Origin of the sequence: Leisingera aquaemixtae, assembly GCF_006740765.1 — a bacterium.
Taxonomy (GTDB): Bacteria; Pseudomonadota; Alphaproteobacteria; order Rhodobacterales; family Rhodobacteraceae; genus Leisingera; species Leisingera aquaemixtae.
In genome coordinates this window covers 81,786-108,287 of sequence record NZ_CP041156.1, presented here as the reverse complement: position 1 = coordinate 108,287, position 26,502 = coordinate 81,786, and the positions used below count along the sequence as shown (strand labels likewise).

The following is a 26,502-nucleotide window of genomic DNA, read 5'->3' as shown; positions in this document are numbered from 1 at the left end:
CTTCACTCCACGACTTCTGCCGTTTCCAGCACGGCATGCAAGAGCACATCTGCCCCTGCCGCGGCCCATTCACGGCTGATTTCCTCGTCCTCGTTGTGGCTGAGCCCATCGACGCAGGGGCACATCACCATCGCGGTCGGCGCAACCTTGTTGATCCAGCAGGCGTCATGGCCTGCGCCCGAGATGATGTTGCGGTGCGAATAGCCCAGCTGCTCGGCGGCACGGCGCACGGCAGAGACGCAGTTTTCGTCGAACGTCACCGGGTCGAAATGGCCGACCTGCTCGATTTCCAGGCCCAGTTCCAGCTCCTCGGCGATCTTGGCGGCACCCTCGCGCAGGCGGCGCTCCATGTCCGCTTGCGTGTCAAAGCTGGGCGAGCGGAAGTCGATGGTGAACACCACCTTGCCCGGCACGATGTTGCGGCTGTTGGGGTAATAATCGCAGTGGCCCACGGCACCAACGGCGTCGGGCTGGTGGCTCATCGCGATCTCATGCACCAGCGTCGTGATCCGCGCGGCCCCCAGGCCCGCATTGCGGCGCATCGGCATCGGGGTGGAGCCGGTATGCGCCTCCTGGCCCGTCAGCGTCACCTGCAGCCAGTTCAGGCCCTGGCCATGGGTCACGACGCCGATGTCCTTGCCCTCGGCCTCCAGAATGGGGCCCTGCTCGATGTGCAGCTCGAACATCGCGTGCATCTTGCGGTTGCCCACCGGCTCATCGCCCGCGTAGCCGATGCGGGCCAGTTCCTCGCCGAACTTCTTGCCTTCCGCATCCTCGCGCGCATAGGCCCAGTCCTGCGTATGAACGCCCGCAAAAACGCCGGAGGACAGCATCGCGGGGGCAAACCGCGTGCCTTCCTCATTGGTCCAGTTCACCACCACGATCGGGCGGCGGGTCCGGATGCCCTGATCGCGGATCGAGCGCACCACCTCAAGCCCTGCCAGCACGCCCAGCACGCCGTCGTATTTGCCGCCCGTGGGCTGGGTGTCCAGATGGCTGCCCATCATCACCGGATCCAGATCCGGATTGGTGCCTTCCAGGCGGGCAAACATATTGCCCATGCTGTCGACGCCGACGGTCATGCCGGATTCTTCGCACCAGCGCTTGAACAGGTCGCGGCCTTCCTTGTCGGCGTCGGTCAGCGTCTGGCGGTTGCATCCGCCGCGCAGGCCGGGGCCTTTCTGCGCCATCTCCATCAGCGTGTCCCACAGGCGGCTGCCGTTGATGCGGGCGTTGCTTTGCACGTCTTTCATATCTCTCTCCCTTTGCCGCCCCTGCCCCGCGCGCCATTCGAGCGCAAGGCAGAGGCAGGTCCTCACGCGACCAGCGACTCGGCCAGAATGCCGATCAGCTCGTCGATTTCCGTCTTTTCGATGATCAGCGGCGGCGACATCGCGATGATGTCGCCGGTGGTGCGCAGATGCGCCCCCTTGTCCCAGGCGCGCAGGTAGGTGTCGAAGGCGCGCTTGGTGGGCACCCCCGCAACCGGCTCCAGCTCCACCGCGCCGACCAGGCCGGAGCAGCGGATGTCCTTCACATGCGGCATCCCCTGAAGGCTGAACAGGGCATCGGACCAATAGTCCTCCAGCGCCGCCGCACGCTCGAACAGCTCCTCCTCGCGGTAGGTGTCCAGCGCCGCCAGCGCCGCGGCGCAGGCGACCGGGTTGCCGGAGTAGGTATAGCCGTGGAACAGCTCGATCATATGCTCCGGGCCGGTCATGAAGGCATCGTGGATGGCGCTGCTGATCATCACCGCGCCCATCGGGATCACCCCGTTGGTCAGACCCTTGGCGGTGGTGATCATGTCCGGTTCGACGCCGTAGTAATCCGCGCCAAAGGCCCGGCCCAGGCGGCCATAGGCGGTGATCACCTCGTCGAAGATCAAGAGGATACCGTGCTCCCGGGTGATCTCGCGCAGCCGCTGCAGGTAGCCCTTGGGCGGCAGGATCACCCCGGCGGAGCCTGCCATCGGCTCGACGATCACCGCGGCGATGGTCTCCGCCCCGTGCAGCTCGATCAGCCGCACCAGATCCTCCGCCAGCTCCGCGCCATGCTCCGGCTGGCCCTTGGTAAAGCCGTTGCGCGCCGGGTCATGGGTGTGGCGCAGGTGGTCGACGCCGGTCAGCAGGCTGCCGAAATGGCGGCGGTTGTTGACGATGCCGCCCACCGAGATGCCGCCGAAGTTCACCCCGTGATAGCCCTTCTCGCGCCCGATCAGCCGGGTGCGGCCTTGCTCGCCCTTGGCCTTGTGATAGGCCAGCGCGATTTTCAGTGCGGTCTCCACCGATTCCGAGCCGGAGTTGGTGAAGAACACATGGTTCAGATCGCCCGGCGCCAGCTCCGCCAGCCGCGCGGCCAGCTCAAACGCCTTGGGGTGGCCCATCTGAAAGGCGGGCGCATAGTCCAGTTCGGTGACCTGTTTCTGCACCGCCTCGGTGATGCGCGGCGCAGCGTGGCCCGCGTTGACGCACCACAGGCCCGCGGTGCCATCCATCACCTTGCGCCCGTCGGTGGTGGTGTAATACATGCCCTCGGCCGAGGCGACCATGCGCGGCGACTGCTTGAATTGCCGGTTGGCCGTGAACGGCATCCAGTAGGCATCCATGGCGTTCGGCCGCTTCAGTTGATTATCCATGTCCAAGTCCTTTTCGTTCGAGTGTTCAGGCCGCAACGAGTTTTAGCAGCGTATCGAGGCTCTGCTTTGCATCGCCATAGAACATGCGGGTGTTTTCCTTGAAGAACAGCGGGTTCTCGATGCCCGAGTACCCCGTGCCCTGGCCGCGTTTGGAGACAAACACCTGTTTCGCCTTCCAGCATTCCAGCACCGGCATGCCCGCGATGGGGGAGTTGGGGTCCTCCTGCGCCGCCGGGTTCACGATGTCGTTGGAGCCGATCACGATGGCCACATCCGTGTCCGGGAAATCCTCGTTGATCTCGTCCATTTCCAGCACGATGTCGTAAGGCACTTTCGCTTCGGCCAAGAGCACGTTCATGTGGCCCGGCAGGCGGCCTGCGACCGGGTGGATCGCAAAGCGCACGTTCTTGCCCTTGGCCCGCAGGCGGCGGGTCAGTTCGGCGACGTTCTGCTGCGCCTGCGCCACCGCCATGCCGTAGCCGGGGATGATCACCACGCTGTCGGCCTCCTCCAGCGCCGCCGCCACGCCGTCGGCGTCGATGGCGATCTGCTCGCCGTCGATCTCCATCGCCGGACCGGAGGTGCCGCCGAAGCCGCCCAGGATCACGCTGACAAAGGAGCGGTTCATCGCCTTGCACATGATGTAGCTGAGGATCGCACCGGAAGAGCCCACCAGCGCGCCGACCACGATCAGGAGGTCATTGCCCAAGCTGAAGCCGATGGCGGCCGCGGCCCAGCCGGAGTAGCTGTTCAGCATCGACACCACCACCGGCATGTCGGCGCCGCCGATGCCCATGATCAGGTGGTAGCCGATGAACAGCGCCGCCAGCGTCATCAGCACGAGGGGCAGGAAGCCGCCGGTGTTGAAGTACCAGATCAGGCAGAGCAAGGAGAGGCCCGCGGCGCCGGCGTTCAGCATGTGGCCGCCCGGCAGCTTGGTGGCCGCCGAGGTCACCTTGCCCGCCAGCTTGCCGAAGGCAATGACAGACCCGGTGAAGGTGATGGCGCCGATGAAGATGCCGAGGAAGAGTTCAACCCGCAGGAAGGCGATCTCCGCCGGGGTTTTCTTGGCAATGAGCTTGGCGAAGGTGCCGAGGTCCTCGGTGCTGGCGGCCGCCGCCACATTTCCGATTTCGAAATGCGCGATGAAGCCGACAAAGACCGCGGCCAGGCCGACCAGCGAGTGCATCGCGGCAACCAGCTGCGGCATCTCGGTCATCTGCACCTTCTTGGCGACATAGGTGCCGATGATGCCGCCGCCCGCGATCAGCAGCAGCGACAGCAGCCACAGGCCCGAGCCGGGGCCGATCAGGGTGGCAAAAACCGCCAGACCCATACCCGCGATGCCGTACCAGACCGCGCGTTTGGCGCTTTCCTGGTTGGACAGCCCGCCGAGGCTGAGGATGAACAGAACAGCCGCAACGACATAGGCGGCGGTGGTGAAACCGTAATCCATGAACTCGGCCCTTCTTTAAGATTTCTGGAACATGGCAAGCATGCGCCGGGTGACGAGGAAGCCGCCGAAGATGTTGATCCCGGCCATGAAGACGCTGAGCGCGGCGAGCAGGATCACCAGGAACGAGCCGGAGCCGATCTGCATCAAGGCGCCCAGGATGATGATCGAGGAGATCGCGTTGGTGACCGCCATCAGCGGCGTGTGCAACGAGTGCGCGACGCCCCAGATCACCTGGAAGCCCACGAAACAGGCCAGCGCAAAGACGATGAAATGCTGCATGAAGCTGACCGGCGCAAACAGGCCCACCAGCAACAGGAGCGCACCGCCCCCGGCCAGCAGCGTGACCTGGCTCCTGGTCTGCGCCTTGAAGGCCGCAACCTCCTTGGCGCGTTTTTCCTCCGGCGTCAGCTCCGGCACCGTCTCCTTGGGCTTGGCCGCAATCGCCTGCACCTTGGGCGGCGGCGGCGGGAAGGTGATCTCGCCCTCAAACGCCACGGTGGCGCCGCGGATCACGTCGTCCTCCATGTTGTGGTTGACCTGGCCGTCCTTGTCCGGCGTGAGGTCCGTCATCATGTGGCGGATGTTGGTGGCATAAAGGCTGGAGGCCTGCGCCGCCATCCGGCTGGGGAAGTCGGTGTAGCCGATGATGGTGACGCCGTTGTCCGTCACCACCTTCTCGTCCTTCACGGTGCCTTCCACATTGCCGCCGCGCTCGGCGGCCAGGTCGACGATGACCGATCCGGGCTTCATCGCCGCGACCATGTCGGCAAGCCACAGCTTGGGCGCGTCGCGGTTCGGGATCAGCGCGGTGGTGATGACGATGTCCATCTCCGGCGCCAGCTCGCGGAACTTAGCCAGTTGCGCTTCGCGGAATTCCGGAGAAGAAACAGCCGCATAGCCGCCGGTGGCGGCGCCGTCCTGCTGGTCCTCCTCGAAGTCGAGATAGACGAACTCGGCGCCCATCGATTCCACCTGCTCGGCCACTTCGGGCCGCACGTCGAAGGCATAGGTCACCGCGCCAAGCGAGGTGGAGGTGCCGATGGCGGCAAGCCCTGCCACACCGGCGCCGACCACCAGCACCTTGGCGGGCGGCACCTTGCCTGCGGCGGTGATCTGGCCGGTGAAGAAGCGGCCGAAGTTGTTGCCTGCCTCGATCACCGCGCGGTAGCCCGCGATATTGGCCATGGAGCTGAGCGCATCCATCTTCTGCGCGCGGGAGATTCGCGGCACCATTTCCATGGCGATCACATTGGCGCCCTTGGCCTTGGCGAGCGCCATGCCGTCTTCGTTTCCGGCCGGATTGAAGAAGGAGATCAGCGTCTTGCCCTTGGCCAGCCGCTTCAGCTCGGCGGCATCCGGCTGGCGCACCTTGGCGATGATATCGGCGGCCTTCCACAGCGCGGCCGGTGTCTTGAGGATCTCGACCCCGGCGGCTTCATAAGCGGCATCGGAAAACCCCGCCGCCGCCCCGGCCCCCGTCTCGATCGCGCAGTCATAGCCCAGCTTCTGCAGCTGAACCGCAGACTCCGGCGTCATCGCAACGCGCGACTCTCCAGCCGCCAGCTCCCTTGGCGTTCCAATAAGCACTTCAATGTCCTCCCTTTTCGCTGAAGCGTCCGGCGGACCGGCTGCCTGCGATTGGGAAGAAGTATTTGGTTGTTTTACTTAGTAGTCAATATTTTTGTCAGCTCATATTTTTAGCAGTTTAAAAACAGCTTGTTATCCGGGACATCCACGCCTTTACGGTATTTTTTTTGACTTACAGCTAAAAAAATATTTGACATGGCGCGCCCTCCTCCACAGTCTTTGAGGCAGGGAGGACACCATGAACACCCAATCGCTCAGCACAGGCACCGCCTGGGCGGAGACCGGAGATTTGCGCGCCCTGATGACGCGTGCCGCCGGCATCCGCGACGCCCAATGGGGCCGCACGGTCACCTATTCGCGCAAGGCCTTCGTGCCCTTGACCAACATGTGCCGCGACACCTGCGGCTACTGCACCTTCGTCAAGCATCCGGATTCGCCGGAGGCCAATATCATGACGCCGGAGCAGGTGCTGGCGGTGGCGCAGAAAGGCGAGCGCGAGGGCTGCAAAGAGCTGCTGTTCAGCCTCGGCGAGAAGCCGGAGCTGCGCTATGAGAAAGCCCGCAAGGGGCTGGAACGGCTGGGGTATTCCCGCCTTACCGATTATCTGCGCGACATGTGCGAGCTGGTGCTGGCCGAGACCAGCCTGCTCCCGCATGTGAACGCGGGCACTCTTACGGACGACGAGATCGACGTGCTGCACCCGGTCTCTGCCTCGATGGGGATGATGCTGGAAACCGTCAGCCGCCGCCTGACCCGCAAGGGCCAGCCGCATTATGCCTGCCCCGACAAGGTGCCGGTGCAGCGCCTGCGCACGCTGGAACGCGCGGGCCAGAAGCAGGTGCCCTTTACCACCGGCCTGCTGATCGGCATTGGCGAGACATTTGCCGAGCGGATCGAGGCGCTGCATGCGATCAACGCCGCCCACGCCCGCCATGGCCACATCCAGGAAGTCATTATCCAGAACTTCCAGCGCAAGCCGGACATTGAGATGGCGAACCACCCGGAACCGGCGCTGGAGGACATGCTGCGCACCATCGCCGCCGCCCGCATCATCCTCGCGCCGGAGATCAGCCTGCAGGCGCCGCCGAACCTCAGCGCCCGCCACATCGCCTATCTGGAGGCGGGCATCAACGACTGGGGCGGGATTTCGCCCGTCACCATCGACTTCATCAACCCGCAGCACGAATGGCCGGAGATCCGGGCGCTGGCAAACTCCTGCACAGGGGCCGGGTTCGAGCTGCGCGAGCGGCTCACCGTTTACCCCCGCTACCTGACCGGGGACAGCGGCTTCATCAACCCCGGCGTGCTGGCCCGCGCGGCCGGCATGGCCCAGGAAAACGGCCTCGCCCGCGATCAGCGCCACATCGGAGAGACAGCATGACCATCCAGCAATCCGCCGAGAATTTTGCCACTGTCCCGGCTGCCGTCAGCGCCGCCTCCGCCCCGGTCCGCGCCATTCTGGAGATGGCGCTGGAGGGCGGCGAGGTGTCTGAAGCGGAAGGCATCGAGCTGTTCCGCGCCACCGGCGCCGATGCCGAAGCGGTTTATGCCGTGGCGGACACGCTGCGCCGCCGCGCCAATGGCGAGCGCGTCTCCTTTGTGGTGAACCGCAACATCAACTTCACCAACATCTGCTATATGGGCTGCCGCTTCTGCGGCTTTGCCAAGCGCAGCGAGGACAAGGACGCCGAGTGGCTGGAGCCCGCGCAGATCGTTGAGCGCGCGCAGGAAGCCTGGGACCGCGGCGCCACCGAGGTCTGCATCCAGGGCGGCCTGCATCCCAAGATGGAGGGCACCTATTACCGCGACATCGTGCGCGCCCTCAAAGCGGCGCTGCCGGACATGCACATACATGCCTTCTCGCCGTTTGAGATCTGGTACGGCGCGTCCAAGACCAAGATGTCCTACCGCGATTTCCTGGCGGATCTGAAGGAGGCGGGCCTCGGCTCGATGCCCGGCACCGCGGCGGAGATCCTGGATACCGAAGTGCGGATGCAGCTGACCAAGAACAAGCTGAGCGCCGAGAAATGGGTCGAGATCATCCGCGCCGCGCATGAGGTCGGCATCCCGACCACCGCCACCATCATGTACGGCCATATCGACGGGCCGGAGCATTGGGCCGCGCATATCCGCCTGCTGCGCGACATCCAGAAGGACACCGGCGGCTTTACCGAGCTGGTGCCGCTGTCCTTTGTGCATACCGAGTCGCCGCTCTGGTCGCAGAACCCGGACAAAGTGCGCCCCGGTCCCACCGCGCTGGAGGTGGACCTGATGCACGCGGTGTCGCGCATCATGCTGCACGGCTGGATCGACAATATCCAGGTGAGCTGGACCAAGCTGGGCGCGGCGCGGGCGCAACAGATGCTGTCGCGCGGGGTGAATGACCTCGGGGGCACGCTGATGAACGAAAGCATCTCGCGCTCGGCCGGATCGGACCACGGGCAGGAGATCACCGCGCGCGAGCTGGCGCAGATCATTCGCGCCGCGGGCCGGGTGCCGGTGCGCCGCAACACCATCTACGAGGTGCGCGAGGTCTATGAGCACCACGACCCCGAGGTGATCGCTCCGCTGGTTGACCGGCAAGGGCGCAACCCGCTGGAATTCCTCCAGATGTTCCCGGAACGCCCCGCGCTGGAGGCGGCGGAATGAGCGGCGCGCAGAAGCATAAGGTCACCCTGCTGGCGGGCGGCGTCGGCGGCGCCAAGATGGCCGAAGGCCTGGCCGCGCTGCCGGATGTGGCGCTGTCGGTGATCGGCAATGTGGCGGACGACGATGACTTCCACGGCCTCTGGGTCTCGCCCGATATCGACACGCTGACCTACAGCCTGGCGGATGTGATCGACCGCAATCAGGGCTGGGGCGTGGCGGATGAGAGCCACCGGGCGCTGGAGACGCTGAACACGCTGGGCGCGGACACCTGGATGTCGCTGGGCGACCGCGACTTCGGCCTGCACATCTACCGCACCATGCGCCGCCTGCGCGGCGACCGGCCCAGCGATATCGCCCGCGACGTGGCACGTGCCTTTGGCGCCGGGGCGGAAATCCTGCTGCCGACGGATAATAAGGTGCAGACCCGGGTGCGCACCGATGCGGGCTGGCTGAGTTTCCAGGAGTATTTCGTGCGCGAACGCTGCGCGCCGGAGGTGCGGGAGCTGGCCTTTGACGGGCTGGCGCAGGCCCGCCCCGCGCCAGAGGCGCTGGCGGCGATCCGGCAGGCGGATCTGATCGTGATTGCGCCCTCCAACCCGCTGGTCAGCATTGCCCCCATTCTGGGCGTGCCGGGAATGTCCGCGGCGCTGCGGGCGGCGCGCGCGCCGAAGGTTGCCGTCAGCCCGTTCATCGGCGGCAAGGTCGTCAAAGGCCCGGCCGACCGCATGATGGCGGCGCTGGGGGAACGGGCCGATGCCGCCGGGGTGGCCGCGCGCTACCGCGGGCTGGCCGATACGCTGGTGATCGACCACGCCGATGCCGGGCTGGCGGGCGAAATCCGCGCGATGGGGCTGGCGCCAGTTTGCAGCGAAATCCTGATGACGACCCAAGAAGACAAGGCTCGCCTGGCGCGCGAAGTGGCGGATCTCGGCCTCACCCGCGCGAACCGGGAGACAGCGGCATGAGCGCGGCGGCGAAATCCGGCAAGCGGCTGGCGGTGATCCCGATGAAGGATCCCTCCCGGGCCAAGACGCGGCTGAGCATTGCGCTGGCGCCGCGGGACCGCGAAGCGCTCGCCCGCGGCCTGTTCCGCGCGACCATCGCGCGGCTGCAGGATGCGGTTGCCAGGCTGCCCCAAGGCGCCATCGACATTGCCGTGGCGTCCAACAGCCCGGTGATCGCGCGCATCGCCCGCCAGGCAGGGCTGATCTGCATCGACGACAATGACCCCGGCACCCTGTCGCTGGCGGTGGAGGCGGCGGCGGATTGGGCCGCGGCAAACGGGTATGAGGCGCTGTGCGTGCTGCCGGGCGATCTGGCGGACCCGTCGCCGGACGACCTGGCGCAGCTTCTGGCCTATCCGCTGGACGGCACCCGCGCGGTGCTGTGCCCGGCCACTGACCTTGGCACAAACGCGCTGCTGGTGCCGCTGCCCTGCCCCTTTGCCTTTGCCTACGGGCAGAAATCGCTGATCGCCCACCGGCGTGCGGCAGAGGCCGCGGGCTTGTGCCCGGTGGTGCTGCCGCTGGACAGCCTGCGTGTTGACGTTGACACCGCCGAGGACCTCAGCTGCCTGCTGGCGCAGAACCCGCAGGCCCTGATGCGGGAGGGCGCGCGATGAGCCTGTCCGTCACTCTCACCGCCGTGCCCGGCGTGCCGGATATCCAGAACGGCGACGATCTGGCGGCTGTTCTGGGCGATTGCCTGGAGCAGGCCGGGCTTGGTCTGCAGGACGGCGATATCCTGTGCATCGCGCAGAAGGTGTTTTCGAAAGCGGAAGACTGCATCATCCCGCTGGCCTCGGTCACGCCTTCGGCGGAAGCCATCAAATACGGCGAGGAACTGAACAAGGACCCGCGCAAGGTGGAAATCGTCCTGCGCGAAAGCACCCGCGTGGTGCGCGCCTTCCGCCGCCCGGACCAGAACACCGGCACGATGATCTGCGAGCACCGGCTGGGCTTCATCTCCGCCAACGCGGCGGTCGATGAATCGAACTTCGGCGAGGAGGACGCGGCGATGGTGCTGCCGCGCGATCCCGACGCCAGCTGTGAGCGCCTGCGCGCCGCGCTGGCCGCCCGGTTCGGTGCGCAGATCGGCGTGGTGATGACCGACACCTTCGGCCGCCCGTGGCGGCTGGGCCAGATCAATGTCGCCATCGGCCTCAGCAAGGTTCCCGCCACCATTCAGGAGCAGGGCAACCTGGACGCCTGGGGGCGGCCGCTGCAGGTGACCGAACCGGCGCTGGCGGACGAGATTTCCGCCGCCTCAGGTCTGGTGGTGCGCAAGAACGGAAAAACACCGGCGGTGCTGCTGCGCGGGCTCGACTGGCAGCCCGCCGACAGCCGCGGCGCCGACATACTCAGGAAAAAACAGGAGGATATGTTCAGATGAAGATCGCAATCATTGGCGGCACCGGGCCGCAGGGCCAGGGGCTGGCGCTGCGCTTTGCCCGCGCAGGGATCGCCGTGGCACTGGGGTCGCGCGATGGCGAACGCAGTGCCGGCATCGCGGCAGAGCTGATGGCGAAGCTGCCGGAGGGCGCCGCGCCGATCGAAGGGCTGGACAATGCAGGCGCCACCGCGGCGGCGGATGAAATGGTCATCCTCGCGGTGCCGTTTTCCGCCCATAACGCCACGCTGGAGGCGCTGAAGCCGGGCCTGGCGGGCAAGATCCTGGTCGATATCGTGGTGCCGCTGAAGGAAGGCGACCCCAAGAAGGTTGAGATGCCGCCCGAAGGCTCCGCCACCGAGGCCGCGCAGGCGCTCTTGGGTGACGACATTCCGGTGATCGGCGCGCTGCACAACGTGTCGGCGACCACGCTCAACAACCTGGACTGGCCGATTAACTGCGACATCCTGGTCTGCGGCAACAGCCTGCCCGCCCGCAAGAAGGTGATCGAGCTGGTCGGCGCGCTGGATGTCCAGGCCTACAACGCCGGCGACGCCGAGGCCGCCCGCTGCATCGAGGCGATCACCCCGATCCTGATCCGCCAGAACATTTCCAAGGCGGTGCCCTTCACCCACGCGGGCATCCGCATCTGGGCCCCCGAACACTAAGATTCCAACAGGGAGAAAACACACATGGAATTCGGTATTTGCTTCAAGGGCTTCGTTGAGCCCGAACGCGCCCGCGCGCTGGTCCGCCAGGCGGAAAACGCAGGCTTTGCCTACTGCTGGTTCTACGACAGCCACATCCTGTGGCGCGAAAGCTTTGTCGCCATGGCGATGTGCATGGAGCACACCACCAAGATGCGCTTCGGCCCGCTGGTGACCAACCCGAACTCGCGCGAGTGGTCGGTGGCCGCCTCGCTGTTCGGCTCGCTGGCGAAACAGTCCGGCGGCCGCTTCGACATCGGCCTCGGCCGCGGCGACAGCGCGGTGCGGGTGATGGGCAAGAAACCCTCGACCATCAAACGGATGGAAGAATTCACCCACGTCGTGAAGTCGCTGATCCGCGGCGAGGAAGTGCAGTATGGCGAATGCCCCGAGCCGGTGAAGTTCCCCTGGGCCCAGGGCTATGAGCTGCCGGTCTGGATCGGCGCCTACGGTCCCAAGGCCCTGGCCTCGGCCGGCAAGGTCGGCGACGGCGTGGTGCTGCAGATTGCTGAACCCAAGATCATCAAGTGGCTGGCGGACCAGGCCAAGGCCGGCGGTGAAGCCGAAGGCCGCGACATGTCGAACTACCGCGTGATGGCCGCCGCTCCGGCGCATACCGGCCCGATCGAGGAAGGCATCGAGAAGACCAAGTGGTTCCCCGCCATGGTCGGCAACCACGTTGCTGATATCGTGGAGAAATACGGCACCGACGGTGACCACGTCCCGACCAGCCTGACCGATTACATCAAGAACCGGAAGGGCTACGATTACTCCAAGCACGGCCAGAGCGATAACCCGTACCTGGACTTCATCACCGAAGACATCGTCAAGAGCTTCTGCGTGCTGGGCACCCCGGACGAGCATATCGCCAAGATCCGCGATCTGCAGGACGCCGGCACCACCCAGTTCAACATCTATCTCGACAGCGGCGACGAGGAGAAGATCATCGCCGACTATGGCGAAAAGATCATCCCGGCGTTCCGCTGAACTGCGCCGGGCGCCAGCCCGGAAACGGCACCGTCCGGACAAATCTCCCCGCGGACGGTGCCTATTGGCGGGCGGCTCTGGCTGCCCGCTCCTTTGCTTTCCGCGCGGCCTGCCTGCACCGGCAGATTGTTTTGACCCGGCCTTTTGCGCGCGACCGCTGGCAACAGCCTTTGACTTGTGCCAATAGGGCGCCAGATAGACATTTTTATAAGTGGCGGAATTTTCATGGCGCGCATGGCAGCTGAAAAGCCGAAGACCCGGATTCAGCGGAAAAAGACGGAACAGATCCTGGCCGCCGCGCTGGAGGTTTTTGCCCAGCACGGATCTTCCGGCGCGTCGATCAACCTGATTGCCAAGAACGCCGGGCTGACCACGCCGAACCTGCTGTATTATTTCGAAAGCAAGGACGCGATCCGCCAGGAGCTGCTGGCCCGCACCCTGCAGCTGTGGATGGCGCCTTTGAACATGCTGAGCCAGCACGGCGACCCGATCGACGAAATCTGCCAGTACATCCGCCGCAAGCTGGAAATCTCGCGGAATTTTCCCAAGGAAAGCAAGTTCTTCGCCAATGAAATCCTCAGCGGCCTGCCGCAGTCGCGCAGCGAGATTTTCGGCCCGCTGAAGGAGCTTTACAACACCAAGATCACGGTGCTGGAGGACTGGATGCGCGAGGGCCGGATCGCAACCGTCGATCCGCACCATCTGCTGTTCTCAATCTGGGCCACCACCCAGCATTACGCCGATTTCGACGTCCAGATCGAGGAAATCGCCCCCGCCAAGGCCGTTGACCGCTATGCCGAGGCGGAGCTGTTCCTGTTGGAGATGTACAAGAAGCTGCTTACGGTGCAGCCCGGCTGACGGCCGCGGACCGCCCCGGCGGTCAGGGGATCCGCGCCCGGTCGATGAATTTGCGCAGCGCAAAGCGGGACCGCACCACCCGGATGCCCGGAATGCGCAGCAGCTTGGTCTGTAGGAAGGTCTCGAATTCCTCCAGGCTTTCCACCACGATTTCCAGCAGAAAATCCTGCGCGCCGGTCATCAGCGTGCCGGTGACCACCTCCTCGAACTGGGCAGTCCTCTTCTGGAACCGGGCGATTTCGTCCGCGTCCTGGCGCTCCAGCTCCACCGAGACAAAGGCGGTGATGCCAAACCCCGCAGCCTTGCGGTCGATGCGGGCGATGTAGCCGGAAATCAGGCCGCTTTCCTCCAGCCGCTGCAGGCGCCGCTTGCAGGGCGTCTGGGACAGGCCGACTCGGGCCGCCAGCTGCACCAGCGGAATCCGCCCGTCATCGCGCAGCGCGCGAAGTATCTCCCGATCAACTGAATCCGTAGCGAAAACCACCATAAATTTTGCTTTTCCGAGTGTATTTTCTCTGATTTTTGCTTCACTACCCCTATATTCGTTATTTTTCAACCATGCGGTTTTGCTAAGCTGGGGGACAGGCCCTGCGCCGCGCAGCGCGTGCTGCGCGGCGCGGTGCAGGGGCTTTGATCAGAAAGGGACCGCATGAGTGATGATTTCCCGCCGCTATCGCTGAACGTGCCGGAACCGGGCTGCCGCCCGGGCGACACGCCGGATTTCTCGGATTTCGAGATCCCGCGCGCCGGGGCCGTCAAACGCCCGCCGGTTGACGCTGACCCGGATTCGATCCGCGATATGGCGTTTTCCATCGTCCGGGTGCTGAACAAGGACGGCGAGGCGGTGGGCGACTGGGCCGGCGCGCTCAGCCCGGACGAGCTGCGCGAGGGCCTGCGCCACATGCTGACCCTGCGCACCTTTGACGCCCGGATGATGAACGCGCAGCGCCAGGGCAAGACCAGCTTCTACATGCAGCATCTGGGCGAAGAGGCGGTGTCCTGCGCCTTTTCCCGCGCGCTGCGGCCGGGCGACATGAACTTTCCGACCTACCGTCAGGCCGGGCTGCTGATCGCGGGCGGCTATCCGATGCTGACGATGATGAACCAGATCTATTCCAACGCCGACGACCCGCTGCACGGGCGCCAGCTGCCGATCATGTATTCCTCCAAGGAACACGGGTTCTTTTCGATCTCCGGCAACCTTGGCACCCAGTTCGTGCAGTCGGTCGGCTGGGCGATGGCCTCGGCCATTTCGGGCGACACCAAGATCGCCACCGGCTGGATCGGCGACGGCTCCACCGCCGAGAGCGATTTCCACGCCGCCATGGTCTTTGCCTCCACCTACAGCGCGCCGGTGGTCTTGAACATCGTCAACAACCAGTGGGCCATTTCCACCTTCCAGGGCATCGCCCGCGGCGGCGTCGGCACCTTCGCGGCACGCGGCCACGGCTTTGGCATCGCCTCGATCCGGGTGGACGGCAACGACTACCTGGCCGTTCATGCGGTGGCGAAATGGGCCTGCGAGCGGGCCCGGCGCGGCCATGGCCCGACCCTGATCGAGCATGTGACCTACCGCGCCGGCGGGCACTCCACCAGCGACGACCCCTCCGCCTACCGCTCCAAGAGCGAGGCCGCGGCCTGGCCCTTGGGCGACCCGATCGAGCGGCTGAAGAAGCACCTTATCGCCATCGGCGAGTGGAGCGAAGACCGCCACACCCAGGCCCAGGCGGAAATCCTGGACGGGGTCATCGCCACCCAGAAGCAGGCCGAGGCCATCGGCACCTTGGGCGGCGGCAAGACCCCCAGCCCGCGCGACATGTTCGAGGGTGTCTATGAAACCATGCCGCCGCATCTGATCCGGCAGCGTCAGGAAGCAGGGTACTGAAATGGCCAGCATGACCATGATCGAGGCCATCCGCGAGGCCCATGACGTCGCGATGGCAGCGGACGACCGCGTCGTCGTCTTCGGCGAGGATGTGGGGTTTTTCGGCGGCGTCTTCCGCTGCACCGCGGGATTGCAGAGGAAATACGGGAAATCACGCTGCTTTGACGCGCCGATCAATGAATCCGGCATCGTCGGCACCGCCATTGGCATGGCCGCCTACGGGCTGAAGCCGGTGATCGAGATCCAGTTCGCCGATTACGTCTATCCGGCCTATGACCAGATCGTCTCGGAGGCGGCGCGCCTGCGCCACCGCTCCAACGCCGATTTCACCTGCCCGCTGGTGATCCGCATGCCCACCGGCGGCGGCATTTTCGGCGGCCAGACCCACAGCCAGAGCCCGGAAGCGCTGTTCACCCATGTGTCGGGGCTGAAGGTGGTGGTGCCCTCCAATCCGCGCGACGCCAAGGGGCTCTTGCTGGCCGCCATCGAAGATCCCGATCCGGTGATCTTCCTGGAGCCCAAGCGGCTTTATAACGGACCCTTCGACGGCTACCACGACCGCCCGGTCACCAGCTGGAAAAACCACCCCAAGGGCGAGGTGCCGGAGGGCGCGGAGATCGTGCCGCTGGGCAAGGCCAGCATCACCCGCGAAGGCGGCGATGTCACGGTTCTGGCCTATGGCACCATGGTTTACGTGGCCGAGGCAGCGGCTGAGGCCAGCGGCGTCGATGCCGAGGTGATCGACCTGCGCACGCTGATGCCGCTTGATCTGGACACGATCCAGGCCTCGGTCGAAAAGACCGGCCGCTGTGTCATCGTGCATGAGGCGACGCGCACCTCCGGGTTCGGCGCCGAACTGATGAGCCTGGTGCAAGAGATCTGTTTTTACCACCTGGAGGCGCCGATCATCCGCGTCACCGGCTGGGACACGCCCTATCCGCACGCGCAGGAATGGGAGTATTTCCCCGGCCCCGCCCGTGTCGGCGAGGCCTTGAAAAAAGTGATGGAGGGCTGACCGGATGGGTGTTTATGCCATGCGTCTTCCCGATGTGGGGGAAGGCATTGCCGAGGCGGAGCTGACAGAATGGCACGTCAAGCCCGGCGATATCGTGCGCGAGGACGATATCCTGGCGGCGGTGATGACAGACAAGGCCGCGGTCGAGGTGCCCTCGGCAGTGTCCGGCAAGGTACTGGAGCTGGGCGGCGAGATCGGCCAGATGATGGCGATCGGCTCTGTGCTGATCCGCATCGAGGTCGAGGGCGAGGGCAACGAGGCCCCCGGCGCGGCCCCGGAGACAGCCAAAGCCAGCGCCCCGGCGCCGCAGCCCGCGCCGGACAAAGACGCGGACAAGAACAAGGATGAGGGCAAGAGTGCGGGCGCGCAGGCGCCGGAAGCGCCTCCAGCGGCCGCCGCTGCGGCTGCTGCACCGGCGGCCAAGAAACCGGGCCACCGCCTGCCGCGGCCCGAGGGCAGCAAGCCGCTGGCGGCGCCGTCCGTGCGGGCGCGGGCGCGCTCCGAAGGGGTCGACCTGCGCCACGTGCCCGGCACCGGGCCGGGCGGGCGCATCAGCCACGAGGATCTGGACAGCTGGATCGAATCCGGCGGCATCCGCCAGGGCGGCGTCACGCGGGGCCGCAACACCGGTGTCGAGGAGCAGCGTGTCATCGGGATGCGCCGCAAGATCGCCGAGAAGATGGCGCTGTCCAAGCGCCACATCCCGCATATCACCATCGTCGAAGAGGTGGAGATGGGCGCGCTCGAAGACCTGCGCGCCGCGCTCAACAAGAAGCACGAGGGCAGCCGCCCCAAGCTGACGCTGCTGCCCTTCCTGATGCGCGCCATCGTCGAGGCGGTGCGCGAACAGCCCGGCCTGAACGCCCGCTACGATGACGACGAAGGCGTGATCTACCGCCACGGCGGCGTCCATATCGGCGTGGCCACGCAAACCCCGCAGGGCCTGAACGTGCCGGTGCTGCACCACGCCGAGGCAAACAGCCTGTGGGACAACGCAGGCGAGCTTGCCCGTCTGGCCGACGCCGCCCGCGACGGCTCGATCAAGCGGGAGGAGCTGACCGGCGGCACCATCACCATCACCTCGCTGGGGCCGCTTGGCGCAATTGCCACCACGCCGATCATCAACCACCCCGAGGTGGCGATTGTCGGCGTCAACAAGATGCAGATCCGCCCGGTCTGGGACGGCCAGCAATTCCGGCCACGCAAGATGATGAACATCTCCTGCTCCTTCGATCACCGGGTGATCGACGGCTGGGACGCGGCGGTCTTTGTGCAGAAACTGAAATCCCTGCTGGAAAATCCGGCCATGCTGTTTGTCGAGGGCTGAATGACTGATCTGAAGTGCAAACTGCTCATCATCGGTGCGGGCCCCGGCGGCTATGTCTGCGCCATCCGCGCAGGCCAGCTGGGCGTCGACACCATCGTGGTGGACGAGGCCAACCCCGGCGGCACCTGCCTCAACGTGGGCTGCATTCCGTCGAAGGCGCTGATCCACGCCGCGGACGAGTTCCACAAGATGGCGCACGCAAGCGAAGGGCCGCTGGGGATCACGGCGGGCAAGCCGGAGATCGACCTGAGCCGGACAGTGGCCTGGAAGGACGGCATCGTGAAGCGGCTGACCGGCGGCGTCAGCGGGCTGATGCGCAAGGCGGGCGTGCGCGTGGTCGAGGGCCGCGCGCGGTTCCTCGATGGCAAGACCGTGGCGGTAAAGAAGGGTGATGAAACGACCCAGATCCGCGCGGAGCGCATCGTGATCGCCTCCGGGTCTGCTCCTGTGGAGCTGCCCTCCCTGCCCTTCGGCGGCGATATCCTGTCCTCGACCGAGGCGCTGGCGCTGCAGGCGGTGCCCCAAACCCTCGCCGTGGTTGGCGCGGGCTATATCGGGCTGGAGCTGGGCACGGCCTTTGCCAAGCTGGGGGCCAAGGTCACCGTGGTGGAGGCTGAGGACCGCATCCTGCCGCTCTACGATCAGGCCCTGACCCGGCCGGTTGCCAAGCGGCTGGAAACCCTGGGTATCAAGGTGATGACCGGCGCCAGGGCCGAAGGCTTTGCCGATGGCGTTCTGAGCACCACCCAGGGCGGCATCAAGGCAGAGAAAGTCCTGGTCACTGTCGGCCGCCGCCCGCGCATGGATGGCATCGGCGTTGATGAGCTGGCGCTGACCCTGAACGGCCCCTACATCCGGATCGACAAGACCTGCCAGACCTCCATGCGCGGCATCTACGCGATCGGCGACGTCACCGGCGAGCCGATGCTGGCGCACCGGGCCATGGCCCAGGGCGAGATGGTGGCCGAACATGCCGCGGGCCACGCGGTGGAATGGGACAAGCGCGCCATTCCGGCGGTCTGCTTCACCGACCCGGAGATTGTCACCTGCGGCGCCCTGCCGGGCGAGGTGGAGGGCAGCAGCAGCACCGAATTTCCCTTTGCCGCCAATGGCCGCGCCATGACGACAGAGCGCGAGGACGGTTTCATCCGCGTTGTCTGGCGCGATGCCGACAAGGCGGTGCTGGGGCTGCAGGCGGTAGGCGCCGGCGTGTCGGAACTGTCGGCGGCGTTTTCGCTCGCCATCGAAATGGGCGCCTGCCTGGAGGACATCGCCGCAACCATCCACGCGCATCCGACCCAGTCGGAAGGCCTGCAGGAAGCCTGCCTGCGCGCGCTGGGTCACGCGCTGCATATCTGAGCCCCAAAGGCCGCAACAGGCCGCCCGGAGCGAAACAGCCCGGGCGGCCGGATTACTTGACAAAAGAACTAAGGTTATTTAAGCGTCCGGACGCACCCTGACGGGCGCCTTTCAGCGAGACGCTCCGCGCCATTTGCGCGGCACACAGTCCAGCCATCAACGGATCAATATCCCGGTGCAGCTCCAAGCTGCGCTGACGGCTGGAGTGAATTGTGAAGCTGGCTCAGATACTTCTAAATGCGCGCGCCCGGCTCGGCGCCTGTCTGCTGCTGGCCGCAGCGGCGCTTGCGCCCGCGGCCTGCGCGGCGGATGCATTTCCGGCGGTGATCGAGCACCGCTATGGCACCACAATTGTGCCCGCCAAGCCGCAGCGCATCGTCTCGCTCAGCTTCATCGGCCATGATTTCCTCCTGGCGCTGGGGGAAAAACCCCATGCCCTGCGCAAGTGGTTCGGCGACCACCCCCATGGGGTCTGGCCCTGGGCGCAGGCGGCCCTGGGCGATGCCAGGCCCATCGTGCTGCAAGGGCAGATCGACATAGAACGGATCGCCGCGCTGGAGCCGGACCTGATCACCGGACAGTGGTCGGGCATGACCGAACGCGAATATGCGCTGCTGTCGCGGATCGCGCCGACCGTGGCGCCGAAGGCCGCCCACGGCAGCTACGGCTCGCCCTGGCAGGTGATGCTGCGCACCCTGGGCACGGCCACCGGAAACGCTTCCAAGGCAGAACAGATCATCGCCCGGATCGAAGGCCGCTTTGCCGCGATCCGCGCCGCGCACCCGGAGTGGCAGGGCGCAAGCGCCGTCATGGTCTCGGCCACCCGCACTGGCGCCTATTCCGCCAGCGACATCCGCGGCCAGTTCCTAGCTGCCCTGGGCTTCACCGTGCCGGAGGTGGAAAACCCGTTTGCGCCTGCGAACGCTTACTATGCCCTGCTGCCCGATGAAGACCTCTCGCCCATCGACACGGATGCGCTGATCTGGATTGACGCCGGCGGATCGGTGCCGCGCCTCAAGCGGCTGCCGCTGCGCCACATCCTGCGCGCCTACCGGGAGGGGCGGGAGATCTATGCCGGGCGGCTGCTGTCCTCGGCGCTGTCCCATTCCAGCCCCTTGAGCCTGGACGCCGCGCTGGACCAGCTGGTGCCGCTGCTGGAGGCGGCGCTGGACGGCGACCCGGGCACCCCGGTTTCCAGCATGGCCGAAGCCGGCCTGCTGCCGGAGGGCCGCTGACATGCCCGTCTCAGCCATCGGTGTGCCGCCGCCACGCGCCGCCGCCAGCCTGCGCGGCCTGCGGCTCGCCGGGTCCCTGCTGGGGCTGGCCGTGCTGTCGGCCGCCGCGCTACGCTTCGGCTTCCGGCCCGCCGGCTGGGACACCGTCTGGGCGGCGCTGACCGCTTATGACCCGGACGATGCCGGCCATATCGTGATCCGCAGCATGCGCCTGCCGCGGCTGGCGGGCGCGGTGCTTGCTGGCGCAGCGCTCGGCATGTCCGGCGCGCTGATCCAGGGGATGACCCGCAACCCGCTGGCCGATCCGGGCCTGCTCGGCATCAACGGCGGCGCCGCGCTTGGCGTGGTGATCTGCATCCTGGGCTTCGGCATCACCGATCCGGCAGCCTTTGTCTGGGTGGCGCTTGGCGGCGCGCTGGCGGCCTCGGTGCTGGTGTTCCTGCTGGGCGGCGGCAGCGGTGCCAGCCCGCTGCGGCTGGTGCTGGCGGGCGCGGCGCTCAGCGCGCTGATCCTGGCGCTGACCCGGGCGCTGCTGCTGGTCAGTTCGCAAACCCTGGATGTTTACCGCTTCTGGGTGCTGGGCGGGTTCGACGGCACTATGCCCGCCACCCTTATTGCGCTGCTGCCCTTCCTGGCCCTGGGCGCAGGGCTGGCCGCTGTGGCCGCCGCCGGGCTGAACGCGCTGCTTCTGGGCGAGGACACCGCCCGCGGTCTGGGCGTGCGCACCGGGCTGGCGCGGGCCACCGCCGGGAGCGCCATCGTGCTTCTGTGCGGCGCCACTGTCGCGATGGCCGGGCCGATCGCCTTTGCCGGGCTGATCGTGCCGCATCTGGCCCGCTGGGCCGCCGGGCCGGACATGCGCTGGACGCTGGCTTTTTCCGCGGTGTTCGGGCCGCTGCTGCTGGTTGCCGCCGATCTGGCCGGACGCCTGCCGCTGTTCGGCGGCAATATGCAGGCGGGCGTGATGACCGCGCTGATCGGCGGGCCGGTGCTGGTCTGGATGGTGCGCCGGAACGGAGTGCGCAGCCTATGACATGGACCCTCCGTTTCGCTGCCCTGTCGGTGCAGATCTCGCGCCGCGCCCTGCTGGCCGGCCTTTGCCTGATGGCCCTGCTGCTGGCCGCCGCCCTGCTGGCGGTGCAGACCGGCAGTTACCCCCTCAGCAGCGCGCAGATGGCCGCGGTGCTGCAAGGCGGGGGCACCGGTATTGAGCAGATGATCCTGCTGGACCACCGGCTGCCGCGGATTGCGGCGGCGCTTGGCGCCGGTGCCGCCTTCGGCCTGGCGGGGGCGATGTTCCAGACGATGCTGCGCAACCCGCTCGCCTCGCCGGATGTGATCGGCTTCAACGCCGGCGCCAGCTGCGGCGCCCTGGCCGCAGTGATCCTGACCGGCGGCATGATGCTGGCGGGCGCCATTGCCGGCGCGGCGCTGGCCGCGGCGCTGGTGCTGCTGCTGAGCTGGAAGGACGGGCTGCCCCCGGGCCGGCTGATCCTGACCGGCATCGGCGCCAGCCTGACCCTGACCGCCGCCGCCGACCTGCTGGTCAGCCGCATTGACCCGAAAACCGCCTCCGATCTGCTGAACTGGCTCACCGGCTCGCTGCACAGCCGCGGCTGGGCGGACGCGGCGCGGGTCTGGGCCGGGCTGGCGCTGCTGGCGCCGGTGCTGTGGCGGCTGCACTTCCCGCTGGCGCGGCTGGCGATGGACGACGGCATCGCAACCGGCCTCGGCCTGCCGGTCTCCGGCCTGCGGCTGGCGGTGGCCGGTGCCGGCATTGTGCTGACCGCGCTTGCGGTGACCGCCGCGGGCCCCCTGCCCTTTGTCGCCTTTGCCGCCGGGCCGATCGCCCGCCGCCTGGTTCCCTCCGGCAAGCCCGCGCTGCTGGCCGCCGCCGCGGCCGGCGCGCTGATGACCCTGCTGGCCGATACCGCCGCCCGCATGGTGCCGGGGGTGCAGCTGCCCGCCGGCGTCTTTACCGCGCTCACCGGCGCCCCGGTGCTGCTGTGGCTGCTGCTGGCGCATTTCCGCAAAGGAACGCTCTGATGCCTGACACCGCCCGCCTTCGGGCCGAGGACCTCTCGGCCGGTTATGCCGGAACACCCGTGCTGGACAGCCTGACCGCCGCCATCCCCGATGGCGGGCTGACCGCCATCGTCGGCCCCAACGCCTGCGGCAAATCCACCCTGCTCAGAACCCTGGCCCGGCTGCAGCCCGCCGGCCGCGGCCAGGCGGTGCTGGACGGCAAGGCGATCCACCGCCAAAGCAGCCGCTCTGTTGCCCGGCGGCTGGCGATCCTGCCGCAAACCCCCGCCGCGCCCGAAGGGCTGACGGTGCGCGATCTGGTGGCGCGCGGCCGCACCCCCTATCAATCGGCGCTGCGGCAGTGGTCGCGGCAGGACGCGGCAGCGGTCGCCCGGGCGCTGGAGCTCACCAATATGGCCGGGCACGCCCGCAGACCGCTGGAGGCGCTGTCGGGCGGGCAGCGCCAGCGGGCCTGGATCGCGATGGCGCTGGCGCAGGAAACCGGCATCCTGCTGCTGGACGAGCCGACGACCTACCTGGACCTGCCGCATCAGATCGAGCTGCTGAAGCTGGTGCAGAGGCTCAACCGCGAGACCGGGCGCACCGTGGCCATGGTGCTGCACGACATCAACCTGGCCGCCCGCTTTGCCAGCCACATGATCGCGCTCAAGGACGGGAAGGTGTTCTGCCAGGGCGCCCCCTCCGAGGTGGTCACGGAAGCGGTCCTGCACTCCGTCTTTCAGCTGCCCTGCCGGATCATCCCCGATCCGCTGCACGGCACCCCGCATGTCATCCCCGCATGAATGAGGCCGCCATGACCCTCCGCTCCACCTTCCCGCTGCAAGCGGACACCGACCTGCCGATGCTGCCGTTCCCGGACGTGCGCCAAGCCGTCCTGGCGATGGCGCAGGAGCATGAACTGCCGGTGGTCGAGGCCAGCGCCGCCGCCGTCACGGTGGAGATCGCGGGCTTTGGCCACTACCGCTTTGCCGCAAGGAACGGCGGCACGGCAATCGGCGTTTCGGCAGCCCTGCCGGACAGGCTGCACATGCTGAAGGACGGCATCGCCGCGCATCTGGACGAGATCCGGCCCGGTGCCTCCGCCGCCCTGCGCTGGCCCGGCGCCGCCGCCGCTGGCAGCCTGCCGCCCAATGTCCATTTCACCACGGTCCAGTCGATCACCCCCATCGGCAGCGCCTTCCTGCGCGTCCGCATCAAGGCGCCGGATCTGGCCGGTTTCCAGGACGACGCCATCCACTTCCGCCTGCTGCTGCCGCCCGCGGGCTGTGCCGCGCCGCAATGGCCCCGGCTGTCGGAAACCGGCGCCACCGTCTGGCCCAAGGGAGAGACCGCGCTGCACCGCCCGGTCTACACCACCCGCTGGATCAGCCATGCAGCCGGGCTGATGGATTTCGACATTTTCCTGCACGATGGAGGGCGGGCTACCGAGTGGGCGCGCAACGCAACTCACGGGGACCAGCTGGTCCTTGCCGGTCCCGGCGGCGGCGGCATACCTGACACCTCGAGCATCCTGCTGTTCGCCGACGAAACCGCCCTGCCCGCCGCCGCCCGCATCCTGGACAGCCTGCCGCGGGACAGCGCGGGCGAGGCGGTTCTGCTCAGCTCCGAGGGCAAGGATTGCGGCTACCCGGTGACCGCCCCGGCGGGCGTCTCCCTGACCTGGCTGCGCCGCGATGGCGGGCACAGCCTGGCCGAGCGCGCCCTGGCCGCACGCAAACGCGCGCCCGGCCATTTCCTGTGGTTTGCCTGCGAAAAGGCGGAGGTGCAGCGCCTGCGCGCAGCCCTCCAGCGCGACAAACCCGCCCCCGGAACCAGCTATATCGCCGCATATTGGAGCCAATCATGACCCGTCGCGCCCGGGCGGCCCTTGCCGCCGTGTTTCTGACCGCCCCGCTGCTTGCAGCCCCGGCTGCCGCGCAGAACTCCCCCGCCGCGCCGGTGCCGCAGATCGCCGCACAGGCCCCGGCGGCAGCCCAGCCCGAAGCCCCCGCAGCCCCCGCTTTGGCGATGCCGCACTCCTCCGCGCCCGCCCCGGCAGCGCCAGCGCCGGACGCAGACGTGCTGGCGCCCGCCGACCCGCTCCCCCGGCAGGAGGAACTGACGCACACCGCCCGCGATGCCGCTGCCAAGGCGTTGAAACTCCTGCGCGACGGCGGACCGTCGATCTGGGCGATTGCGGCGCTGTCCGTGATCACCCTGGCGCTGATCCTGTGGAAGATCTGGCGCCTGGCGCTGATCGGCGCCTGGTCGCGCGGCAAGGCGGGCCGCGCGGTGGAGGCTTTTGAACGCGGCGACACCGGCACCGCGCTGGCCATCGTCAAGGGCCGCATCGGCATCCGCTCACGGGTGGTGGCCGCGGCCCTGACCGCCCTCGCCGCCCTGCCCGAGGACCGCGCCCGCGAAGAAACCGCCCGGGTGGCCAAGCTGCACCTCGGCAGCGCCGCCACCGGGCTGGGCGCGCTGGAGCTGATTGCCACCATCGCGCCGCTGCTGGGCCTGCTTGGCACCGTGCTGGGGATGATCGCCGCTTTCCAGGCGCTGCAGGCAGCAGGCGCGCGCGCCGATCCGGCGCTGCTGGCGGGCGGCATCTGGGAGGCGCTGCTGACCACCGCCGCGGGCATGGCAGTGGCGATCCCGGCCTCCGCCGCGCTGACCTGGTTCGAGGCGGTGATCAGCCGCATCCGCCGCGATATCGAAGACAGCGCCACCCGGCTGTTCGTGGCGGCAGCGCCCGCAGAGCTGAAACTGGCGGCCGAGTGACGCGATGCTGCTCGATCCGCCCGCCAAACCCCGCCGCAAGCCGAGCCTGACGCCGATGATCGACGTGGTGTTCCTTCTGCTGGTGTTCTTCATGCTGGCCTCGCGCTTCGGCACGGAGGCAGTGCTGGACCTGCCGCTGGCCGGCCAGGGCGGCGCCTACACCGGCCCGCCGCGGCTGATCGGGATCGGCCCGAACAGCCTGGATATCAACGGCGTGCCGGTGGCCGACAGCAACCTGGCGCAGGCGCTGGCGCCGCTGATGGAAACGCCGGGTGACATGCTGGTGCTTCGCGGGCGCGGCAAGGCTGACCTGCAGCGCATCACCGATGTGACCGCGCTGCTGCGGCAGGCAGGCTTTACCAATTTCGTCCTGGTGGAATGAGGAGGCGTTCATGGACCTGACCGATCCCCCCGGCCGCCCGCGCGCCGAATCCATCGTTCCGATGATCAACGTGGTCTTCCTGCTGCTGATCTTCTTCCTGATGACCTCCCGCCTCGCCCAGCCTGAGCCCTTCGAGGTCACCCCGCCCGAGGCCGCGCTGGACACCGAGGCCAAGGCGGACGCGGTGCTGTACATCGACGCGGAGGGCCAAATGCACTTTGACGGTTCCGCTGGTGAAGCGGCAATCGCCCGGCTGGCCGCCGCCAGCGCGGACAATGCCGCGGTGCAGCTGCGGGCCGATGCCGGGCTGGAGGCCGCAGCGCTGGCGCGGATCCTGCGGCAACTGGCGGCAGCCGGGCTCAACCGGGCCGAACTGGCGGTGCGCCCGCAATGAAACGCGCCGCCGAACTCACCGTCTTTGCCGGGATCGCCGCGCTGATCCACGCCGCGCTGTTTGCCGCCGCGCCCCGCTCCGGCGCCCAGTCGAGCGGCGCGGGCGGCGAGGCGCTGGTTTCGGTCCAGGCCGCCGATGCCACCGTTGCGGACATGGTGGAAGCCTGGCAGCGCCCGCCGCAGGCGGTGCCGCAGCTAACGGCAGACCTGTCTCAGTCCCTCAGCGTCCCCGCACCCCCCGCAGTGCCGCAATTCGAGCTGGCCCAGGCGCCGCGCGCGGCCGCGCAGATTGCGCTGGCCCGGCCCGCGCCCGCCGGCACGCTGGAGGTGGACACCGCCGCCCCGCCCCCGCCGCCGCCTGAGGAACAGCCGGAAACCGCAGCCAAGCCAGCCCCCCGCCCCAAGGCGGTGCCCGAACTGCAGCAGGCACGCAAGGCTGAGCAGACCGCGGCCAGCCGGGCCGGGCAGCGGTCTGCCGGATCCGGCGGCGGCGCCCAGGCCGGGCAGGCCGGAAACGCTGCCGCTGCCACCGCCCGGGCCGGGCAAGAGGCCAAGCTGCAAGCGGTCTGGGGCGCCAGGATCCGCGCCCGCATCGAACGCCGCAAACGCTTCCCCGCTGGCGCCAGCGGCAGCGGCGTGGCGGTGGTGCGGATCACCGTGTCCCGCTCCGGCCAGCTGCTAGAATACCGGATTGCCAAATCCTCCGGCAGCGCCGCGTTCGACCAGGCGGCGCTGCAGGCGGTCGCCCGCGCCGGGACATTCCCCGCCGCGCCGAAAAAACTCGGCCTCAGCCAGCTCACCTTCACCCTGCCGATGCGCTTCTCGAAATAAGC

26 protein-coding genes are annotated in these 26,502 nt (G+C 67.6%); 21 read left to right on the top strand and 5 right to left on the bottom strand.

Annotated features, from left to right (window positions below; translation table 11 throughout):
- Positions 1-2 precede the first annotated feature (2 nt).
- From R2C4_RS00600 to R2C4_RS00585, 4 genes are all read right to left on the bottom strand, one after another.
- The gene (locus R2C4_RS00600) at positions 3-1,253 is read right to left on the bottom strand and encodes a Zn-dependent hydrolase (protein ID WP_141889134.1); all 1,251 of its coding nucleotides are present in this window, start codon (positions 1,251-1,253) and stop codon (positions 3-5) included.
- Positions 1,254-1,315: 62 nt separating this feature from the next.
- On the bottom strand, positions 1,316-2,635 hold the full coding sequence (aptA, locus tag R2C4_RS00595; RefSeq protein ID WP_141889133.1) for an omega-aminotransferase AptA: 1,320 nt from the start codon (positions 2,633-2,635) through the stop codon (positions 1,316-1,318).
- A gap of 25 nt (positions 2,636-2,660) precedes the next feature.
- Positions 2,661-4,091, bottom strand: a complete 1,431-nt coding sequence (locus R2C4_RS00590; RefSeq protein WP_141889132.1) for an NAD(P)(+) transhydrogenase (Re/Si-specific) subunit beta — start codon at positions 4,089-4,091, stop codon at positions 2,661-2,663.
- Between the two features lie 15 nt (positions 4,092-4,106).
- Positions 4,107-5,678, bottom strand: a complete 1,572-nt coding sequence (locus R2C4_RS00585) for a Re/Si-specific NAD(P)(+) transhydrogenase subunit alpha (RefSeq protein WP_141889131.1) — start codon at positions 5,676-5,678, stop codon at positions 4,107-4,109.
- A gap of 238 nt (positions 5,679-5,916) precedes the next feature.
- Between R2C4_RS00585 and cofG the strand changes: the two genes are divergently transcribed.
- The 8 genes from cofG (at position 5,917) to R2C4_RS00545 (ending at position 13,267) form a co-directional block, all read left to right on the top strand.
- On the top strand, positions 5,917-7,059 hold the full coding sequence (gene cofG / locus R2C4_RS00580; protein WP_141889130.1) for a 7,8-didemethyl-8-hydroxy-5-deazariboflavin synthase CofG: 1,143 nt from the start codon (positions 5,917-5,919) through the stop codon (positions 7,057-7,059).
- Positions 7,056-8,327 carry a 5-amino-6-(D-ribitylamino)uracil--L-tyrosine 4-hydroxyphenyl transferase CofH gene (gene cofH, locus R2C4_RS00575; RefSeq protein ID WP_141889129.1) on the top strand — a complete coding sequence of 424 codons (1,272 nt, stop codon included), beginning with the start codon at positions 7,056-7,058 and terminating at the stop codon, positions 8,325-8,327. The genes cofG and cofH overlap by 4 nt, the downstream gene beginning before the upstream one ends.
- Positions 8,324-9,292 carry a 2-phospho-L-lactate transferase gene (cofD, locus tag R2C4_RS00570; protein ID WP_141889128.1) on the top strand — a complete coding sequence of 323 codons (969 nt, stop codon included), beginning with the start codon at positions 8,324-8,326 and terminating at the stop codon, positions 9,290-9,292. The genes cofH and cofD overlap by 4 nt, the downstream gene beginning before the upstream one ends.
- Entirely contained in the window at positions 9,289-9,948 is a 660-nt protein-coding gene (cofC, locus tag R2C4_RS00565) for a 2-phospho-L-lactate guanylyltransferase (protein ID WP_141889127.1), read from the top strand. Before cofD ends, cofC begins: the two co-directional genes overlap by 4 nt.
- On the top strand, positions 9,945-10,718 hold the full coding sequence (cofE, locus tag R2C4_RS00560) for a coenzyme F420-0:L-glutamate ligase (RefSeq protein ID WP_141889126.1): 774 nt from the start codon (positions 9,945-9,947) through the stop codon (positions 10,716-10,718). The genes cofC and cofE overlap by 4 nt, the downstream gene beginning before the upstream one ends.
- Positions 10,715-11,383 (top strand): NADPH-dependent F420 reductase, encoded by a 669-nt coding sequence (npdG, locus tag R2C4_RS00555; RefSeq protein WP_141889125.1) that lies wholly within the window; start codon positions 10,715-10,717, stop codon positions 11,381-11,383. Before cofE ends, npdG begins: the two co-directional genes overlap by 4 nt.
- Positions 11,384-11,407: 24 nt before the next feature.
- A complete protein-coding gene (locus tag R2C4_RS00550) occupies positions 11,408-12,409 on the top strand; it encodes a TIGR03842 family LLM class F420-dependent oxidoreductase (protein WP_027234022.1) in 1,002 nt (333 codons plus the stop codon).
- A gap of 225 nt (positions 12,410-12,634) precedes the next feature.
- Positions 12,635-13,267: a TetR family transcriptional regulator C-terminal domain-containing protein gene (locus tag R2C4_RS00545; RefSeq protein WP_058284837.1), complete on the top strand. Its 633-nt coding sequence runs from the start codon at positions 12,635-12,637 to the stop codon at positions 13,265-13,267.
- Positions 13,268-13,289: 22 nt separating this feature from the next.
- Here R2C4_RS00545 and R2C4_RS00540 read toward each other — a convergent pair whose 3' ends face one another.
- Positions 13,290-13,754, bottom strand: coding sequence for an Lrp/AsnC family transcriptional regulator (locus R2C4_RS00540; RefSeq protein ID WP_008558354.1), 465 nt, complete (start codon positions 13,752-13,754; stop codon positions 13,290-13,292).
- 162 nt (positions 13,755-13,916) lie between these two features.
- Here R2C4_RS00540 and R2C4_RS00535 point away from each other — a divergent pair, with 162 nt between their 5' ends.
- The 13 genes from R2C4_RS00535 to R2C4_RS00475 all read left to right on the top strand — a co-directional run bounded on the left by R2C4_RS00535 (position 13,917) and on the right by R2C4_RS00475 (position 26,500).
- Positions 13,917-15,152: a 3-methyl-2-oxobutanoate dehydrogenase (2-methylpropanoyl-transferring) subunit alpha gene (locus R2C4_RS00535; protein ID WP_008558193.1), complete on the top strand. Its 1,236-nt coding sequence runs from the start codon at positions 13,917-13,919 to the stop codon at positions 15,150-15,152.
- Between the two features lies 1 nt (position 15,153).
- A complete protein-coding gene (locus R2C4_RS00530; RefSeq protein ID WP_141889124.1) occupies positions 15,154-16,167 on the top strand; it encodes an alpha-ketoacid dehydrogenase subunit beta in 1,014 nt (337 codons plus the stop codon).
- Between the two features lie 4 nt (positions 16,168-16,171).
- Positions 16,172-17,494 carry a dihydrolipoamide acetyltransferase family protein gene (locus R2C4_RS00525; protein ID WP_141889123.1) on the top strand — a complete coding sequence of 441 codons (1,323 nt, stop codon included), beginning with the start codon at positions 16,172-16,174 and terminating at the stop codon, positions 17,492-17,494.
- Positions 17,495-18,853, top strand: coding sequence for a dihydrolipoyl dehydrogenase (gene lpdA, locus R2C4_RS00520; RefSeq protein WP_141889122.1), 1,359 nt, complete (start codon positions 17,495-17,497; stop codon positions 18,851-18,853).
- A 212-nt stretch (positions 18,854-19,065) separates the two neighbouring features.
- The gene (locus R2C4_RS00515) at positions 19,066-20,088 is read left to right on the top strand and encodes an ABC transporter substrate-binding protein (RefSeq protein ID WP_141889121.1); all 1,023 of its coding nucleotides are present in this window, start codon (positions 19,066-19,068) and stop codon (positions 20,086-20,088) included.
- A 1-nt stretch (position 20,089) separates the two neighbouring features.
- Complete coding sequence (locus R2C4_RS00510; RefSeq protein WP_141889120.1) at positions 20,090-21,121, top strand: FecCD family ABC transporter permease; 1,032 nt, start codon at positions 20,090-20,092, stop codon at positions 21,119-21,121.
- Positions 21,118-22,134 carry a FecCD family ABC transporter permease gene (locus R2C4_RS00505; protein WP_141889119.1) on the top strand — a complete coding sequence of 339 codons (1,017 nt, stop codon included), beginning with the start codon at positions 21,118-21,120 and terminating at the stop codon, positions 22,132-22,134. Before R2C4_RS00510 ends, R2C4_RS00505 begins: the two co-directional genes overlap by 4 nt.
- Positions 22,134-22,916 carry an ABC transporter ATP-binding protein gene (locus tag R2C4_RS00500; protein ID WP_141889118.1) on the top strand — a complete coding sequence of 261 codons (783 nt, stop codon included), beginning with the start codon at positions 22,134-22,136 and terminating at the stop codon, positions 22,914-22,916. The genes R2C4_RS00505 and R2C4_RS00500 overlap by 1 nt, the downstream gene beginning before the upstream one ends.
- 11 nt (positions 22,917-22,927) lie before the next feature.
- Positions 22,928-23,980: a siderophore-interacting protein gene (locus R2C4_RS00495; RefSeq protein ID WP_141889117.1), complete on the top strand. Its 1,053-nt coding sequence runs from the start codon at positions 22,928-22,930 to the stop codon at positions 23,978-23,980.
- Entirely contained in the window at positions 23,977-24,894 is a 918-nt protein-coding gene (locus tag R2C4_RS00490) for a MotA/TolQ/ExbB proton channel family protein (protein WP_141889116.1), read from the top strand. Before R2C4_RS00495 ends, R2C4_RS00490 begins: the two co-directional genes overlap by 4 nt.
- A gap of 4 nt (positions 24,895-24,898) precedes the next feature.
- Positions 24,899-25,276: an ExbD/TolR family protein gene (locus R2C4_RS00485; RefSeq protein WP_141889115.1), complete on the top strand. Its 378-nt coding sequence runs from the start codon at positions 24,899-24,901 to the stop codon at positions 25,274-25,276.
- Between the two features lie 10 nt (positions 25,277-25,286).
- The gene (locus R2C4_RS00480; RefSeq protein ID WP_141889114.1) at positions 25,287-25,670 is read left to right on the top strand and encodes an ExbD/TolR family protein; all 384 of its coding nucleotides are present in this window, start codon (positions 25,287-25,289) and stop codon (positions 25,668-25,670) included.
- The gene (locus tag R2C4_RS00475) at positions 25,667-26,500 is read left to right on the top strand and encodes an energy transducer TonB (protein ID WP_141889113.1); all 834 of its coding nucleotides are present in this window, start codon (positions 25,667-25,669) and stop codon (positions 26,498-26,500) included. The genes R2C4_RS00480 and R2C4_RS00475 overlap by 4 nt, the downstream gene beginning before the upstream one ends.
- Positions 26,501-26,502: the final 2 nt, after the last annotated feature.

Bases quoted from the DNA above. Each gene is read 5' to 3' on its own strand.
- R2C4_RS00600 (WP_141889134.1), bottom strand. From the start codon at position 1,253: ATGAAAGACGTGCAAAGCAACGCCCGCATCAACGGCAGCCGCCTGTGG.
- aptA (WP_141889133.1), bottom strand. From the start codon at position 2,635: ATGGATAATCAACTGAAGCGGCCGAACGCCATGGATGCCTACTGGATG.
- R2C4_RS00590 (WP_141889132.1), bottom strand. From the start codon at position 4,091: ATGGATTACGGTTTCACCACCGCCGCCTATGTCGTTGCGGCTGTTCTG.
- cofG (WP_141889130.1), top strand. From the start codon at position 5,917: ATGAACACCCAATCGCTCAGCACAGGCACCGCCTGGGCGGAGACCGGA.
- cofH (WP_141889129.1), top strand. From the start codon at position 7,056: ATGACCATCCAGCAATCCGCCGAGAATTTTGCCACTGTCCCGGCTGCC.
- cofD (WP_141889128.1), top strand. From the start codon at position 8,324: ATGAGCGGCGCGCAGAAGCATAAGGTCACCCTGCTGGCGGGCGGCGTC.
- cofC (WP_141889127.1), top strand. From the start codon at position 9,289: ATGAGCGCGGCGGCGAAATCCGGCAAGCGGCTGGCGGTGATCCCGATG.
- cofE (WP_141889126.1), top strand. From the start codon at position 9,945: ATGAGCCTGTCCGTCACTCTCACCGCCGTGCCCGGCGTGCCGGATATC.
- npdG (WP_141889125.1), top strand. From the start codon at position 10,715: ATGAAGATCGCAATCATTGGCGGCACCGGGCCGCAGGGCCAGGGGCTG.
- R2C4_RS00550 (WP_027234022.1), top strand. From the start codon at position 11,408: ATGGAATTCGGTATTTGCTTCAAGGGCTTCGTTGAGCCCGAACGCGCC.
- R2C4_RS00545 (WP_058284837.1), top strand. From the start codon at position 12,635: ATGGCGCGCATGGCAGCTGAAAAGCCGAAGACCCGGATTCAGCGGAAA.
- R2C4_RS00540 (WP_008558354.1), bottom strand. From the start codon at position 13,754: ATGGTGGTTTTCGCTACGGATTCAGTTGATCGGGAGATACTTCGCGCG.
- R2C4_RS00535 (WP_008558193.1), top strand. From the start codon at position 13,917: ATGAGTGATGATTTCCCGCCGCTATCGCTGAACGTGCCGGAACCGGGC.
- R2C4_RS00530 (WP_141889124.1), top strand. From the start codon at position 15,154: ATGGCCAGCATGACCATGATCGAGGCCATCCGCGAGGCCCATGACGTC.
- R2C4_RS00525 (WP_141889123.1), top strand. From the start codon at position 16,172: ATGGGTGTTTATGCCATGCGTCTTCCCGATGTGGGGGAAGGCATTGCC.
- lpdA (WP_141889122.1), top strand. From the start codon at position 17,495: ATGACTGATCTGAAGTGCAAACTGCTCATCATCGGTGCGGGCCCCGGC.
- R2C4_RS00510 (WP_141889120.1), top strand. From the start codon at position 20,090: ATGCCCGTCTCAGCCATCGGTGTGCCGCCGCCACGCGCCGCCGCCAGC.
- R2C4_RS00505 (WP_141889119.1), top strand. From the start codon at position 21,118: ATGACATGGACCCTCCGTTTCGCTGCCCTGTCGGTGCAGATCTCGCGC.
- R2C4_RS00500 (WP_141889118.1), top strand. From the start codon at position 22,134: ATGCCTGACACCGCCCGCCTTCGGGCCGAGGACCTCTCGGCCGGTTAT.
- R2C4_RS00495 (WP_141889117.1), top strand. From the start codon at position 22,928: ATGACCCTCCGCTCCACCTTCCCGCTGCAAGCGGACACCGACCTGCCG.
- R2C4_RS00490 (WP_141889116.1), top strand. From the start codon at position 23,977: ATGACCCGTCGCGCCCGGGCGGCCCTTGCCGCCGTGTTTCTGACCGCC.
- R2C4_RS00485 (WP_141889115.1), top strand. From the start codon at position 24,899: ATGCTGCTCGATCCGCCCGCCAAACCCCGCCGCAAGCCGAGCCTGACG.
- R2C4_RS00480 (WP_141889114.1), top strand. From the start codon at position 25,287: ATGGACCTGACCGATCCCCCCGGCCGCCCGCGCGCCGAATCCATCGTT.
- R2C4_RS00475 (WP_141889113.1), top strand. From the start codon at position 25,667: ATGAAACGCGCCGCCGAACTCACCGTCTTTGCCGGGATCGCCGCGCTG.